The organism is Roseococcus sp. SDR (assembly GCF_019083995.1).
Classification (GTDB): Bacteria; Pseudomonadota; Alphaproteobacteria; order Acetobacterales; family Acetobacteraceae; genus Roseococcus.
In genome coordinates this window covers 111,191-124,228 of sequence record NZ_JAHRCU010000013.1, presented here as the reverse complement: position 1 = coordinate 124,228, position 13,038 = coordinate 111,191, and the positions used below count along the sequence as shown (strand labels likewise).

Here is a 13,038-nt window from a genome sequence, read left to right as displayed (position 1 = left end):
CACCAAAGGCCGGGGGCCTTTGGAAACCTGGATGGGGCTTGTTGGGAGAGGGGCGTCATGGGCGCGCCCTCGATCACACGCGCACCATGCCTCTCTCCCAACAAGCCCAGCGCATCGGGTCCAGGGGCCTCGGCCCCTGGTGGAGGGAGGTCTGGAGGGAGGCGAAGCCTCTCTCCAGGATGCCCTGGCCTCACCCGCGCGCGGGCGGGCCGGCTTGCTCGCGGGCGCGGGCGGCGCTGAGGGCGCGGCGGATGTCTTGTTCGCACTTGGCGAGTTCCGCTTCGGCGGTTCGGCGTTGCGCCTTGGCTTCGTCGGCGATGCGCAGGCTGTCTTCGATCGTGCCGACGAGGGCGGCATTGGCCTGCTTGATGGCGTCCATGTCGAAGGTACCCCGTTCCAGCTCGCGGCGGGCTTCGGCGTTGCCGGTGCGCAGCGTTTCGGCATTGGCGACGAGGAGCTTGTTGGTGAGGTCGGTGGCGGCCTTCACCGCCTGGCCGGCCTCGCGCATGCGGTGGATGGCGAGAGCTTGCGCCAGTTGCTGGGACCAGAGCGGGACGGTGTTGGCCAGCACCGACTGGATCTTGGCGGAGAGCGCCTTGTCATTCTCCTGGATGAGGCGGATCGAGGGCAGCGCCTGCATGGCGACCTGGCGCGTGAGGCGCAGGTCATGGACGCGGCGTTCCAACTCGTCGCGGGCGGCGCGGCCGTCGCGCAGCGCCTGCGGGGCGAGCGGGTCGCCTTCCTTCAGCGCGGCGGCTTCGAGGGCGGGGATGGTGACGCTGTCGGTGTGCTTCAGCACGCGTTCGCCGGCCTCGATGTGGTCGGCCAGCGCGTGGAACCAGTCCAGGGTGGCGGTGTAGAGGCGCTCCAGGCGTTCCACGTCTTCCAGCAGCTTGGTGCGGTGCTGGTCCAGCTTGTCGCCGATGACCTGCACCTGGTCGCGCACGCCCTCATAGCGCTGGACGATGGCGGTGGCTTCCGAGCCGGCCTTGTTGAACAGGCGCTGGAAGAAGCCCGGCTTCTCGGCGAGGTTCGTCACGTCGAAGCCGCGCAGGGCCGTGAGCATGGAGGAAAGGGTCTGCCCCGCCTCCCCCGTCTCGCGGTTCTGGGCCCCTTCCAGCATGGCATCGGCGGCGGCCTGGGCGCGGCTTTGCGCGGCGGCGCCGAAGCGCAGGATGGTGCCGGGGTCCTTCAGGTCGATCGCGGCGGCGAGGCGCGTCACTTCCTCTTCGCGGATCGGCTGCCCCGTGGGTTGGATATCGCTCATGGTTCCTCCTGGCGCAGCCGTTCGGCCAGCACCTTCACCTGGATTTCAAGCGCCTCGCTCTCGGCCATGCGCAATTCGCTGCGCAGCTTGCGCGCGGAGGCGGTGAGGTCGGTGAGCAGGCTGGGCAGGGTTTCGGGCGGGGCCGCACCCGCCTCCAGCCGGTCCACGATGCGCGAGAGGCCGTCGAGATGCACGGCCAGGAAGCGGCGGGCTTCGTGCAGTCGGGCCGGCCGGGCCTCGAGGTCCTCGACGACACCCTGCATCGCGCCCGCGGCCTCCAGCAGCAGCGTGCCGAGCGGCAGGCGCGGGGCGGCGGCCGCGATGCGGGAGAGTTGCGCGCGCGGGCCGTCCAGCGGGTCGGGCCGGGCGGGTTCAGGCGGTGGCGGCGGGGCCGCTGCCTCAGGCAGATCGGCGGTCAGCAGGCGCACGCCGAACCAGGCGCCGAAGCCGAGGCCGACCGCGATGGGCGGCGTGATGCCGGCGGCGAGGCCCGCGGTCAGGCCGGCCGCCACACCGAAGAGTTGCGCCCCCTTGCGCCGGCGCCCCTGGGCCATGAGCGCGGCCGCATACCAGGCGAGGCCGAGGCCGAGCAGCGCGCCAACCAGCCGCGTGCCGCCGCCGCGGATGATCTCGACCGGCACATCGAGGAAGAGCGGCCAGAAGAACATCGGCAGCAGCCAGACGCGCCAGCCGAAGACCGGCTGCTGCGTTGCCGCGCGGATCTGCCGCTTCACGGCGCCCTTGATGTCCATGGTCAGCGGAACAGCGCGATGGCCGCAGGCAGCCAGGCGCATAGGCCAAGCAGCCCAAGGCCCAGCACCACGCGCATCGGCACCGGCATGCTGGCGATCAGGCGATCCGGCGAGGGGCGTTCCTTCGGCATGCGGTGAAGATCGCCATGACGCCCGCGCGTTGCAAGGCTTGGCCTTCTGCCAAGGGGACCAGCCGGAGGGTTTTTGCCAGGATCGCATGATGTCAACGCCGTCAACATAAGCGTCACATGGGATGCGCCCCGCCCCGCCGTCAAGGGGGCGCGGGGCGGAGTTCGCCGATCAGGCGTGGGATTTCCGAGCGGAAGGGAAAGAAGCCCCGCTGCGCCAACGGCCAGCAGGCCTCGTCCCAATCGCGACGGAGGCGGTGCAGGGTGAGGCCCTCGGCGGCGCAGAGCTTGCCGACCTCCTCCAGCGCGGAGGCCGTCCAGCCGACCGGTGCCCAGGGTGTCACGATCCGCGTCACGCCGAGGGAGCGCGCCCAGCCCACCACTTCCGCCGGTGCGAGGATGCGCCGCCCGCCCTCCGCCAGGGCGGCGGCGGTGAAGTCGGCCGCCACGCGCCCCTGCGGGAAGCGGCTGCGCGGGGCGCTGTCGGCCAGTGCGGCCATGCCCACCACTTCATGGTCTTCGGTACGGAAGCCAAGGTCATCGGCGTGGAGCAGCAGCGCCACGCGCCCGCCTGGTCGCGCGTCGCCCGCACGCAGGCGGCCGGCTGGCGGCGGTGGCGGCGCCGCGATGGGCTGCGCCGCCTCGTCGAGCTGCCTGCGTGGGTTGAAGCGGCCATTGGTGTAGCGCGCGATGTTCTCGGCGCGTGCCAGGTAGTGCTTGCCCGGCGTCTGGATGCCGGCGACCCAGCGCCAGGAGAGCGTGTTGGAGGCGGGATCGGCGTCGCTGAGATGTGCCAGGAAGAACTCCGCCCCCAGTTCCCAAGGCAGGCGCAGGGTGAAGATCCAGATGCTGGCGAACCACATGCGGGTGTGGTTGTGCAGCCAGCCGGTCTCGACCAGCTCGCGCGCCCAGGCGTCGAAGCAGGCGATGCCGGTCTCGCCCGCCATGGCGGCAGCGAGGCCCGGCGGTGCCTCCATCCGCGCGACCGCCTGGCGATAGTCGCGCCACATCCCCGGGCGCAGCTCCAGAAAGCCCTTCCAATAGGAGCGCCAGAACACCTCCTGGATGAATTTCTCGGCCCGCGCGGGGCCATGGGCCGCGAGGGCGGCACCCACCAGTTCGGCTTCCGTGATGAGGCGATGCCGCACATGCGGCGAGAGGGCGGAAACGCAGCGCGCCTCTGGTCCGCCATCGGTGTTGCGCAAGCCCGCATAGTCGCGGCCCATGCGCGGGGCGAATTCGGCAAGGCGCGCCAGGGCGGCGGCGCGGGTGGGTGCGGCGATCATCCGCCCCAACTGGGGCGGATCGCCGATCCCGCAACCTCAGGCGAAGGCGATGCGCAGCAGCAGGAGCAGCGGTGCGAGCCCCAGCACGGTGAAGGTCAGCGCCATGCCCAGCTGGCGCTGCTTCAGGTTCTCCGGCTCGCGCGAGATGCCCATGGCATGCGCCACGCGCCCGGCGAGCGCGAGCCCGCCCAGCGCATGCAGCAGGAAGGGCCCGGTGCCGGCCAGTTCGAGCAGGCCGAGCAGGATCAGGATCATCGGCGCGTATTCGACGAAATTGCCCTGGGCGCGGCTGGCGCGCAGCAGGCGGATGTCGTCGCCCAGGCCGATGGCGACACGCGCGGCGACGCGTGCGCGGATCACCTGCACCGAGAGCGCGAAGAGCAGCAGCCCGAAGAAGGCCGCGTAGAAGGAGGTGATGGGGAGCGCGGTCATGCGAGGAAGGGCTCCGTCAGCGCCAGGAAGGCGTGGGGGTTGTCGGCATGGACCCAGTGTCCGGCCTTCTCGACCACGGCGAAGCGCGTGGCGGGAAAGAGGCTGCGGAACAGCGCATGATGCTCCGGCTGGATATAGGTGCTCCGCTCGCCTGCCACGACCAGCGTGGGGCCCTCATAGCGGCCGGTCGCGGAGAAGTCCTCGATGTCCGGCATGGCTGCGGCGATCTCGGCGAGGCCGAGCTTCCAGGCGGGCGCATCGCCGCCGAAATCGAGCGATTGCAGCAGGAAGGCGCGGATGCCGGCCTCCGGGATCGCGGATTCCAGCGCAGCATCCGCATCGCGCCGGGAGAGGCCTGGTGCGAGCGGCAGGGCGCGCAGGGCGGCCACATAGCCGCGCAGCGCGGGCGGATAGCGCACCGGCGCGATGTCGGCCACGACGAGGCGCGAGACCATGCCGGGCTGGCCGAGCGCGAGCGCCATGGCCACCTTCCCGCCCATCGAATGGCCCAGCACAGCGGCGGGGGCGAGGCCACGGCGCGCGATCACTTCCGCAACATCTTCGGCCATGGCGGCGTAGTCCATGCGCGCCGCATGCTCGCTCTCGCCATGATTGCGCAGGTCCGGCGCCAGGACGCGGTGGCGCTGCGCGAGGCGCTTCTGGATGGCGCCCCAGTTCCGCCCCGCGCCGAACAGCCCGTGCAGCAGAAGCACGGGGCTGCCCTCCCCCATCTCGATCACATTCAGGCGCAATGCCCTATCCTCTCGCCGCGACGATGACGCTCAACACCACGAGCCCGCCGCCCAGGATCAGGTCCCAGCCCAGCGGCTCGCCCAGCCATGTGGTGGCCAGCACCAGTCCCACCAAGGGCACCATGAGGAAGCCGACCGAGGCGAGCACCGCGTTCAGGTGCCGCCCCGCCTCCACCGTCGCCCAGGTGCCGATGGGCGCCGCGACCAGACCGATGAAGCCCGCGATGAGCCAGGCATCGCGCCCCACGCCGCCGCCCTCGGAAAGCGGCTCGCGCCAGAGGGCGATGGGCAGGATGAGCAGCGCGCCCAGCGCAAACATCCAGGGAATGAGGTCGGCCACCGGCGTGCGCGGCGGGTAAAGCCGCGTGATGAGGATGGCGATGCTCCAGCAGAGCGAGGCGCAGAGCAGCAGCGCATGGCCGAAGACGGCGCCGGGGGCGGACCAGTCCATGCCCCAGGGGCTCATCATGACGCCGACGCCGGCGAGGCCCAGCCCGGCCGCGATCCAGCGCTGGCGGGAGACGGGTTCGCCCAGGATCAGCACGGAGAGCGGCACCAGCCAGAAGATGGTGACGTTGCCGAGGATCGCGGTGCGCCCCGCCGGCACCAGCGAGAGCGCGACATGCGCGAGCGCGAAGAAGGCGCCGATCTGCAGCAGGCCGATGGCGCAGAGGCCTGGCCAGTCCTCGCGCTTCGGCACGCGCAGCCGGCCCATCGCCGCCAGCATGACGGCGGCCGAAAGGGCCGCCAGCGCCGCCCGCGTGAAGCCGAACCAGAGCGGCGTCGCATGGGCGAAGGCGTATTTGGTGACCGGCCAGACGCCGCCGAAGAGGAAGACCGAGAGAAAGAGGAGCTGAAGCGCCCTGCCCTGCGACAAACCCGGTCAGCCCACCGTCAGCATGATCTTGCCGATATGCTGGCTGCTTTCCATGAGCGCGTGCGCCGCCGCCGCTTCGCCCAGCGGGAAGGTCGCGTGGATATGCGGCGCGCATTGCCCGGCCTCGAGCAGCGGCCAGACGCGGGCGCGCAGGGCGTCCGCGATCTCAGCCTTCTGCGCCGTGGTCCGCGGCCGCATGGTGCTGCCGGTCACGGTGAGGCGCTTCAGCATGATGGGGCGGAGATCCAGGTTCTCGGCCATCTCGCCGCCCAGGAAGGCGATGAGGACGAGGCGGCCATCCATCCGCAGGCTGCGCAGGTTCCGCCCGAAATAGGGGGCGCCCACCATGTCCAGCACCACATCCACGCCGCGGCCGCCGGTGATGCGCTTCACCTCCTCGGCGAAGTCGTGCTCGCGGTAATTGATCGCGTGGTCCGCGCCGAAGCCCAGCACGGCCTCGCACTTGGCCTGGCTGCCGACGGTGGTGATGACATGGGCGCCGAAGGCCTTGGCGAGCTGGATGGCGGTGACGCCGATGCCCGAGGAGCCGCCATGGATCAGCACCGTCTCGCCCGCCGCGAGGCGCCCGCCTGCGGCATGCGGCGTGCCGAAGAGGTTCGCCCAGACCGTGAAGAAGGTCTCCGGCAGGGCGGCGGCGCGAAGCGCGTCATAGCCGCGGGGCCAGGGCAGCGTCTGCGCGGCCGGGGCCGTGCAATACTCGGCATAGGCGCCGCCATTGGTCAGGGCGCAGACCTTGTCGCCCGGCTTGTAGGCCGTCACCTCGGGGCCCACCGCCACCACCTCGCCCGCGCATTCAAGCCCGAGGATGGGCGAGGCTCCGGGCGGCGGCGGATAGGCGCCGGCGCGCTGCAGGACATCCGGCCGGTTCACGCCCACGGCCTCGACGCGGATCAGCACCTCATCGGCGGCGGGGGCGGGGCGCGGCCCCTGGGCCAGCACCATCACCTGCGCGGTACCCCCGGCACCATGGGCGATATGGGTCATGCTCAGGCTCATGGCGGGCTCCTCCGGCTTGGGCCGGCACGTTCCGCGCCTGGGCGACGCAGGTCAAGCGCGCTGGCCGCATTGCATCGCAGCGCGATGCGACGGAAACTGAGACGCTTTGACAAATCTTAGCCCTCCCTCGCGCCGTGCGCTGCTGGCGAGCCTGCTCGCCGCCCCGGCCCTCAACAGGGCCCTGGCCCAGAATGCCCCGCAGGAATTGCGGGTGGGGGGCCTGTTCCCGCTCTCCGGCGCCAATGCGCTGCTGGGCGACGAAGCGGCGCGCGGGCTGGAACTCGCCATCGCCGAGCGCAACGCGGCCGGCGGCCGGCCCATCCGGTTGCTGCGCGCCGACGTGACCGAGCCCGCCCAGGCCCTGGCCGAGGCGCGGCGTCTGCTGCAGGCCGAGCGCGTCTCCCTGCTCTTCGGCAGCGTCTCGGCGCCGATCGGCCTCGCCGCCTCGCAGGCCGCCGAGTCGCTGGACTCCACCTATGTCGAGCTGGCGGCCGCGGCCGACGCGCTGCTGGAGCGCGGCGGGCGCCACGTCATCCGCACCGCGCCCGCGGCCCTGGATTACGGGCGCCTGGGCGCGGAGGCCCTGACGCGCTTCCTGCCCAATCACCTGGGGCAGCCTGCCGATGTCCTGCGCGCCGCGATCCTCCACGAGTCCGGGGCCTCGGCCGAGAGCATCGCGATCCATCTGGAGAGCCGCCTGCGGGAGGCCGGCCTGGTGGTCGCCGAGCGCCTGCCGCATGCCATCCGCACGCCGGAGATGCCGGCCATGGTGCAGCGGCTGCGGGCGGCGGGCGTGAATGTGCTGATCCATGCGGCAGCCGAGGGCGATGCCGTCGCCCTGTTCCGCGCCATGCAGGATGCCGCCTGGCGTCCGGCGGCGGTGATCGGCGCGGGGCCAGCCTGGGGCCTTGCGGATCTGGCCCGCGCCATTGGGCCCGCGCTGGAGGCTTGCTTCGCGCTCGACATGCCGCCGATCGAAACCGCCGAGCGCTGGGCCACGGGGGCCCGCCCCTTCGCCGAGCTGTATCAACGGCGCTGGGGCAGCGCACCGCGCTCCGGCCTGTCGCTGGCCGCCTTTGCCGGCGCGCAGCTCATCCTGGCGCAGCCGAACCTCGAACGCGGGCCACTGCGCACGGCGCTTGCGGCGCTCGACCAGCCCGAGGGGCAGTGGGCCAATGGATGGGGCTTCCGCCTCGACGATCGTGGCCAGAACAGCCGCGCGAGGCCGGTCCTGCTGCAATGGCAGGCCGGACGCCCGGTGTCCGTCTTTCCAGCGGATGCGGCGGCGGCGAGCCCCGTCTGAGCGCTGCCGCCTACTGGCAGGTGAACTGCAACATCTGCCGGACCGTCGTCTCCGCCTCACGCGGCTGGAGCACATTGCCGACGACCACCTCGGTCCGCCCGCCGGGGGCCAGCGTCCAGGATTGCCCGGTGAGAAAATCCTGCTGGAGGGCGCGCGACGTGTAGCGCGCCGTGAAGCGCTGCTGGATGGGCGAGAGATTGCGGACCGTGACGCTGAGGGTCAGGAGGTCGCTGCCCGGCCCCATGCGCGGGACGCGCTGCGTGCCGTAGTTCACGCTGTCCACGGTGAGCGCGCTGGCACAATTGGCCGTCTGCGCCAGCACGGGCGCGGAGAGGAGCAGCGCGGGCGCAAGCGCCAGGGCAAGAAGTCGGGTCATCGGGACATCTCCTCGTTGCTCTTGGCCGCCATCCTGCACAGGGCTGCGCGCCTCATCGAGACAGGTCTTCGAATGGCGCTGATCGGGGCGGCCTATCGCCGGCGGCGGGCTGGCAGGGTCCCGCAGGCGGCATTGACGAAGAGGTCCACGAAAGTGCCCTCGCTCACGTCGCGGATGCCGCCGGGGCCGCGTTCCTGCTCCCGCAGCGCCTCGCCCACCGCATTGGGCTGGCTGTACCAGACGCCCTGGATGGGGTTCCAGGCATGCGGGTCGCAGCGAAAATCCGCGAGATAGGCAGCGCTGCGCGCATAGCCGCCCGTCTCAGGCAGACGAATGGGTTCCAGCAGGTTGATGACCATCCAGACGCGGCGGGTGCCATCCGGGTTGGTGACGACCTCGGAGGCGACAAAGGCATCCTTCATGCGTGCCCCGCGCGTCAGCGGGATGCGGCGCCATTGCCGGCGCGGAGCCAGGGCGAGCGTGGGTTGCGCCACGGCAGGCGCCGCCGTGGGCGCCGGCGTGGGCTCAGCCACCGGAGCAGGCGTGGGCGTGACCGCCGCGCAACCGGCCAGCAGGAACAGCAGCACGGCAAGGCGCGGACCGACCATCGTCATCTCTCCCCTTCGTTGCTGGGAAGGCAACCACGCGCGCCGCGGCGCGTGAAGGCGATTCGGATTCAGAGCGCGACATCGTCCGCGCGCTTGGAGCGCGACATCGTCCGCGCGCTTGGAGCGCGACATCGCCCGCGCGCTTGGAGCGCGACATCGCCCGCGCGCCTAAAGCGCGACACCCTCCGCGCGCCTAAAGCGCGACGATCAGATCCACTTCGACCAGCGCGCCCAATGCAAGGCCCGTGACACCCACGGTGGTGCGCGCGGGAAGCCCACCCTCGGGGAAGCTCGTCTCCCAGACGGCGTTCATGGCCGCGTAGTCGCGCGCGAAATCGGTCAGGTAGATGCGCGCCATCACGGTGCGGTTCCAATCGGCGCCACAGCCGGCCAGCACGGATTTCAGGTTGGCGATCACCTGGTGCGTCTGCGCCTCGATGCCGCCCGCCACGCAGCGCGTGTTGTCCGACGGTTCGGTCGGCATCTGGCCGGTGACGAAGAGGAAATCGCCGGCGCGGACGGCATGGCTGAAGGGGGCGACGCGCTTCGGCCCGTCGCCCAGCAGGAAGCGCGTGACCTCGAGGCTCACAGCCCGCGCTCCGCCCGCGTCGCCGCCAGATCGTCGGCGCGGAAGGCGGCGAGGATCTCGGGCACGCCCTCCTGCGGGGCGAAGCCCAGGGCGCGGGCGCGGGTCGCGGCGAATTCGGCCGGCCAGCCGCCGACGATGGCGGCGATGGCGGGGTCGGGCTCCCGCTTCACCAAGGCGCGCTCGGCGGGGCTGAGGGCCGCCAGCATTTCGCCCACGCTGACGGCGAGGCCGGGCGGGTTGATGCCGCGATCCACGCCGAGCGGGGCCGTGTCCATCATCGCTGCATGAAACAGCCAATCCACCGCGCGGCGGGGGGAGCAGACCCAGACTCGAAAGGAATCCTCCACCGGCAGCGGCGTCTCGAGGCCCAGCAGCGGCTCGCGCAGGATGGCGGAGAAGAAGGAGGAGGCCGCCTTGTTCGGGCGGCCCGGGCGGACGATCACGGTGGGCAGGCGGATGGAGACGGCATCCAGGAAGCCCTTGCGGCTGGCATCCTGCAGCAGCAATTCGGCCGCCGCCTTCTGTGCGCCATAGGAGTTGGTCGGCACCTGGCGCGCATCATCGGGCAGCAGCGCGGATTGCCCGCCGCCGAAGCTCGCCACGCTCGACGTGAAGAGCACGCGCGGCGGGGCCGCCAGCTTTCGGCAGGCCTCGATCACCGCCAGCGTGCCATGCAAATTCACCCGCATGCCGAGGTCGAAATCCGCCTCGGCCGCGGCACTCACCACCGCCGCCAGATGCACGACGAGGTTGGTCCCAACCGGAATCGCGGCGGAGACGTCGGCCAGGCTCGCCACGTCGCCGCCGACGCAGGTCACCGGAAAGGGCGCTTCCAACGGTTTCGGGGCCGCGAGGTCAAAAAGGATCAGGCCGGTGACGGGCGTGCCGCCCAGATGGCCCTGGGCCGCGAGCCGCTCGGCGAATTTGCGGCCGAGGAATCCCCCGCCGCCGAGAATGGTGATCTGCATGGCGGGCAGATTGCCCGCGCGCGCGTGCCACGCCAAGCTTGGCCCCATGCACCCCTTTCGCCTCGTCCTGAATCGCCATCACGGCACGCCCGGCCTCATCGTCCTGCCCGAGGGGGGCTATCGCCGCGCCAAGCGCGAGATCACCGCCTGGCCCGGCTATGCGCCCACGCCGCTGCACGCGCTGGCCATGGAGGGCGTGGCCTCGGTCCATTTCAAGGATGAGAGCGGGCGCTTCGGCCTCGGCAGCTTCAAGGCGCTGGGCGGGGCCTATGCCGTCTGGAAGCTGTTGGGCGCGGAGCTTGCCCGGCGCGGCACGGCCAACAACGCCGACGGCGCGGCGCTGGAATCGGGCCAATACGCCCATGCGACCGAACAGATCACCGTGACCTGCGCGACGGATGGCAATCACGGCCGCTCGGTCGCCTGGGGGGCGCAGCGCTTCGGCGCGCGCTGCGTGATCTTCGTGCATGAGAATGTGAGCCAGGGCCGGCGCGACGCCATCGCCCGCTTCGGCGCCGAGATCCGCGTGGTGCCCGGCAATTACGATGACAGCGTGCGCGCGGCCCAGCATGCCGCTGATGAAAACGGTTGGTTCGTGATCAGCGACACCTCCTACCCCGGCTATACGGAACCACCGCGCGACGTGATGCAGGGCTATCGCCTGATGGCCGAGGAGGCGATCTCCCAGATGGGTGGCGTGGCCCCCACCCATGTCTTCGTGCCCGGCGGCGTGGGCGGTGTGGCCGCCGCCGTCGCCGTGCAGCTCCGCGCCATGTGCGGCGCGGGCCCGCGCCTGATCATCGCCGAGCCCGACCAGGCCGCCTGCCTGACCGACAGCCTGGAAGCGGGCGAGCTGCGCACCGTGACCGGCGCGCTGGACACCATCATGGCGGGCCTCGCCTGCGGCGAACCCTCGCTGCTCGCCTGGCAGGAACTGGAGCGCAGCGCCTTCGCCGCCATGGCCGTGCCGGATGATCTGGTGGGCCCCGCCATGCGGGCGCTGAAGGCCGAGGGGATCGAGGCGGGCGAATCGGCCGTCGCCGGGCTGATCGCGCTGCAAGGCGCGCTGGGCAGCCCCGCCGCCTGCGAGGCGTTGGGCCTGACGCCCGAGAGTCGCGTGCTCATCTTCGGGACCGAGGGCGCCACCGACCCCGAACTCTATGAAAAACTTACCGCGGAGTAACCCGCTTCACGAAAGTGACTTTTTAGTGTCACATGGGGGCAATGGTGGGGGCTTAGGCGCCACCCATCGCAATTCCTGGGAGAGCCCCTTCATGCTGCGTCGCACCCTTGGCAAGGCCGTCCTTGCCACCCCCCTGGCTGCCCCTGCCCTCGCGCAGTCCGGGCCCGTCGAGATCTCCTTCTGGCATGGGCTGGCGCAGCCGCTGGGCGGCATCCTCGAGGGCATCGCGAACCAGTTCAACCAGAGCCAGAACCGCTTCCGCATCGTCTCGAGCTTCCGCGGCTCCTACCCCGAGACCATGGTCGCCGCGATCGCGGGCTTCCGTTCGGGCACCGCGCCGCACATCGTGCAGATGTTCGAGGTCGGCACCGGCACGATGATGGCCGCCGGCCGCGCCATCAAGCCGCTGCATGAGCTGCTGCGCGAGACGGGTGTGACCATCAACTTCGACGACTACCTGCCGGCCGTGAAAGGCTACTACAGCCTGGCCGATGGCCGGATGATGGCCATGCCGTTCAACTCTTCCACGGCCATCATGTTCTACAACAAGGACGCTTTCCGCCGCGCCGGCCTGAATCCCGACCAGGCGCCCGCGACCTGGGCTGAGATGCGCACGGCCGCCGCCCGCCTGCGCGCCGGCGGCGTGGAGATCCCCGTCACCACCGCCTGGCCGACCTGGACGCAGGTGGAGCAGTTCAGCGCCATCCACAACATCCCGCTCGCCACGCTCGACAATGGCTTCGGCGGCCTGAATGCCGAGCTGCGCATCAACAACCCGCTGATGGTGCGCCACCTGAACACGCTGATGGAAATGGGCCGCGAGGGCACCTTCCGCTGGGGCGGGCGCGATGGCGCGGGCGATGCGCTCTTCGCCAATGGCTCCTCGGGCATGATCTTCGCCTCCTCCGGCGCGCGGGCGCGCTTCGTGCGCGAGCTGCCGGGCGGGATCGCCAATCTGGGTGTGGCCATGCTGCCCTATTACAACGATGTGCAGGGTGCGCCGATCAACTCCATCATCGGCGGTGCGGCCTTCTGGGCGATGAATCGCGGCCCGAACGCCGCGCGCTCGGCCGATGAGAATCGCGGCATCGCGGAGTTCTTCGCCTTCCTGGCGCAGCCGCGCGTGGTGGCCGCCTGGCACACCGAGACGGGCTTCCTGCCGGTGACGCAGACCGCCTTCCGCGAGGTGCAGGCGACCGGCTTCTACACGCAGAACCCGGGGGCCGACATTCCGATCCAGCAGCTGCTGCGCGGCGGTGGGCAGATGACCGGCAACAGCCGCGGCATCCGCCTGGGCGGCTTCGTCGAGATCCGCACCGCCATGCAGGAGGAGATGGAGCGGGCGCTGCAGGGCCAGCAGACGGCGCAGCAGGCGATGGACAACTCCGTCACCCGCGGGAACGTGGTGCTGCGCAACTTCGAGCGGACCAACCGCGGGTAATTCTCTCCCCACGAAGTTTTCGCTGTCGCAACGCCGGCTTCGCGGCGTTATCGCCAGCG

At 71.1% G+C, this 13,038-nt stretch carries 15 protein-coding genes; 3 read left to right on the top strand and 12 right to left on the bottom strand.

The features are described 5' to 3' along the window. Positions 1-190: 190 nt before the first annotated feature. From KTR66_RS15650 to KTR66_RS15620, 8 genes are all read right to left on the bottom strand, one after another. Positions 191-1,267: a toxic anion resistance protein gene (locus KTR66_RS15650; RefSeq protein WP_213614041.1), complete on the bottom strand. Its 1,077-nt coding sequence runs from the start codon at positions 1,265-1,267 to the stop codon at positions 191-193. Further along, the gene (locus tag KTR66_RS15645; RefSeq protein WP_213614039.1) at positions 1,264-2,019 is read right to left on the bottom strand and encodes a hypothetical protein; all 756 of its coding nucleotides are present in this window, start codon (positions 2,017-2,019) and stop codon (positions 1,264-1,266) included. The genes KTR66_RS15650 and KTR66_RS15645 overlap by 4 nt, the downstream gene beginning before the upstream one ends. Positions 2,020-2,021: 2 nt before the next feature. Beyond that, a complete protein-coding gene (locus KTR66_RS25110; RefSeq protein WP_256437598.1) occupies positions 2,022-2,150 on the bottom strand; it encodes a hypothetical protein in 129 nt (42 codons plus the stop codon). Between the two features lie 140 nt (positions 2,151-2,290). Continuing rightward, on the bottom strand, positions 2,291-3,433 hold the full coding sequence (locus KTR66_RS15640) for an FAD-binding domain-containing protein (RefSeq protein WP_213614037.1): 1,143 nt from the start codon (positions 3,431-3,433) through the stop codon (positions 2,291-2,293). A 36-nt stretch (positions 3,434-3,469) separates the two neighbouring features. After that, on the bottom strand, positions 3,470-3,865 hold the full coding sequence (locus KTR66_RS15635) for an MAPEG family protein (protein ID WP_213614035.1): 396 nt from the start codon (positions 3,863-3,865) through the stop codon (positions 3,470-3,472). Then, positions 3,862-4,617, bottom strand: coding sequence for an alpha/beta fold hydrolase (locus tag KTR66_RS15630; protein WP_213614033.1), 756 nt, complete (start codon positions 4,615-4,617; stop codon positions 3,862-3,864). Before KTR66_RS15630 ends, KTR66_RS15635 begins: the two co-directional genes overlap by 4 nt. 4 nt (positions 4,618-4,621) lie before the next feature. Then, positions 4,622-5,494 (bottom strand): DMT family transporter, encoded by an 873-nt coding sequence (locus tag KTR66_RS15625; protein WP_213614031.1) that lies wholly within the window; start codon positions 5,492-5,494, stop codon positions 4,622-4,624. Between the two features lie 6 nt (positions 5,495-5,500). Next, a complete protein-coding gene (locus KTR66_RS15620) occupies positions 5,501-6,511 on the bottom strand; it encodes an NAD(P)H-quinone oxidoreductase (RefSeq protein WP_213614029.1) in 1,011 nt (336 codons plus the stop codon). A 106-nt stretch (positions 6,512-6,617) separates the two neighbouring features. On the opposite strand from KTR66_RS15620, the gene KTR66_RS15615 reads away from it, so the two are divergent. Next, on the top strand, positions 6,618-7,814 hold the full coding sequence (locus tag KTR66_RS15615) for an ABC transporter substrate-binding protein (RefSeq protein ID WP_213614027.1): 1,197 nt from the start codon (positions 6,618-6,620) through the stop codon (positions 7,812-7,814). A 10-nt stretch (positions 7,815-7,824) separates the two neighbouring features. On the opposite strand, the gene KTR66_RS15610 is transcribed toward KTR66_RS15615, so the two are convergent. From KTR66_RS15610 to denD, 4 genes are all read right to left on the bottom strand, one after another. Further along, positions 7,825-8,190 carry a hypothetical protein gene (locus KTR66_RS15610; protein ID WP_213614025.1) on the bottom strand — a complete coding sequence of 122 codons (366 nt, stop codon included), beginning with the start codon at positions 8,188-8,190 and terminating at the stop codon, positions 7,825-7,827. Positions 8,191-8,282: 92 nt separating this feature from the next. Next, positions 8,283-8,804: a surface-adhesin E family protein gene (locus tag KTR66_RS15605; RefSeq protein ID WP_213614023.1), complete on the bottom strand. Its 522-nt coding sequence runs from the start codon at positions 8,802-8,804 to the stop codon at positions 8,283-8,285. Positions 8,805-8,991: 187 nt separating this feature from the next. Beyond that, the gene (locus tag KTR66_RS15600) at positions 8,992-9,387 is read right to left on the bottom strand and encodes a RidA family protein (protein ID WP_213614021.1); all 396 of its coding nucleotides are present in this window, start codon (positions 9,385-9,387) and stop codon (positions 8,992-8,994) included. Further along, positions 9,384-10,391, bottom strand: coding sequence for a D-erythronate dehydrogenase (gene denD / locus KTR66_RS15595; RefSeq protein ID WP_249732171.1), 1,008 nt, complete (start codon positions 10,389-10,391; stop codon positions 9,384-9,386). The genes KTR66_RS15600 and denD overlap by 4 nt, the downstream gene beginning before the upstream one ends. A gap of 10 nt (positions 10,392-10,401) precedes the next feature. On the opposite strand from denD, the gene KTR66_RS15590 reads away from it, so the two are divergent. Next, the gene (locus KTR66_RS15590) at positions 10,402-11,538 is read left to right on the top strand and encodes a diaminopropionate ammonia-lyase (RefSeq protein WP_249732170.1); all 1,137 of its coding nucleotides are present in this window, start codon (positions 10,402-10,404) and stop codon (positions 11,536-11,538) included. Between the two features lie 91 nt (positions 11,539-11,629). Further along, positions 11,630-12,979, top strand: coding sequence for a sn-glycerol-3-phosphate ABC transporter substrate-binding protein UgpB (gene ugpB, locus KTR66_RS15585; RefSeq protein ID WP_213614015.1), 1,350 nt, complete (start codon positions 11,630-11,632; stop codon positions 12,977-12,979). The last annotated feature ends 59 nt before the right edge of the window (positions 12,980-13,038 follow it).

Excerpts from the sequence above, each read along its gene's own strand:
- KTR66_RS25110 (WP_256437598.1), bottom strand. The coding sequence starts at position 2,150 with ATGCCGAAGGAACGCCCCTCGCCGGATCGCCTGATCGCCAGCATGCCG.
- ugpB (WP_213614015.1), top strand. The coding sequence starts at position 11,630 with ATGCTGCGTCGCACCCTTGGCAAGGCCGTCCTTGCCACCCCCCTGGCT.
- KTR66_RS15640 (WP_213614037.1), bottom strand. The coding sequence starts at position 3,433 with ATGATCGCCGCACCCACCCGCGCCGCCGCCCTGGCGCGCCTTGCCGAA.
- KTR66_RS15610 (WP_213614025.1), bottom strand. The coding sequence starts at position 8,190 with ATGACCCGACTTCTTGCCCTGGCGCTTGCGCCCGCGCTGCTCCTCTCC.
- KTR66_RS15635 (WP_213614035.1), bottom strand. The coding sequence starts at position 3,865 with ATGACCGCGCTCCCCATCACCTCCTTCTACGCGGCCTTCTTCGGGCTG.
- KTR66_RS15650 (WP_213614041.1), bottom strand. The coding sequence starts at position 1,267 with ATGAGCGATATCCAACCCACGGGGCAGCCGATCCGCGAAGAGGAAGTG.
- KTR66_RS15590 (WP_249732170.1), top strand. The coding sequence starts at position 10,402 with ATGCACCCCTTTCGCCTCGTCCTGAATCGCCATCACGGCACGCCCGGC.
- KTR66_RS15620 (WP_213614029.1), bottom strand. The coding sequence starts at position 6,511 with ATGAGCCTGAGCATGACCCATATCGCCCATGGTGCCGGGGGTACCGCG.
- KTR66_RS15645 (WP_213614039.1), bottom strand. The coding sequence starts at position 2,019 with ATGGACATCAAGGGCGCCGTGAAGCGGCAGATCCGCGCGGCAACGCAG.
- KTR66_RS15605 (WP_213614023.1), bottom strand. The coding sequence starts at position 8,804 with ATGACGATGGTCGGTCCGCGCCTTGCCGTGCTGCTGTTCCTGCTGGCC.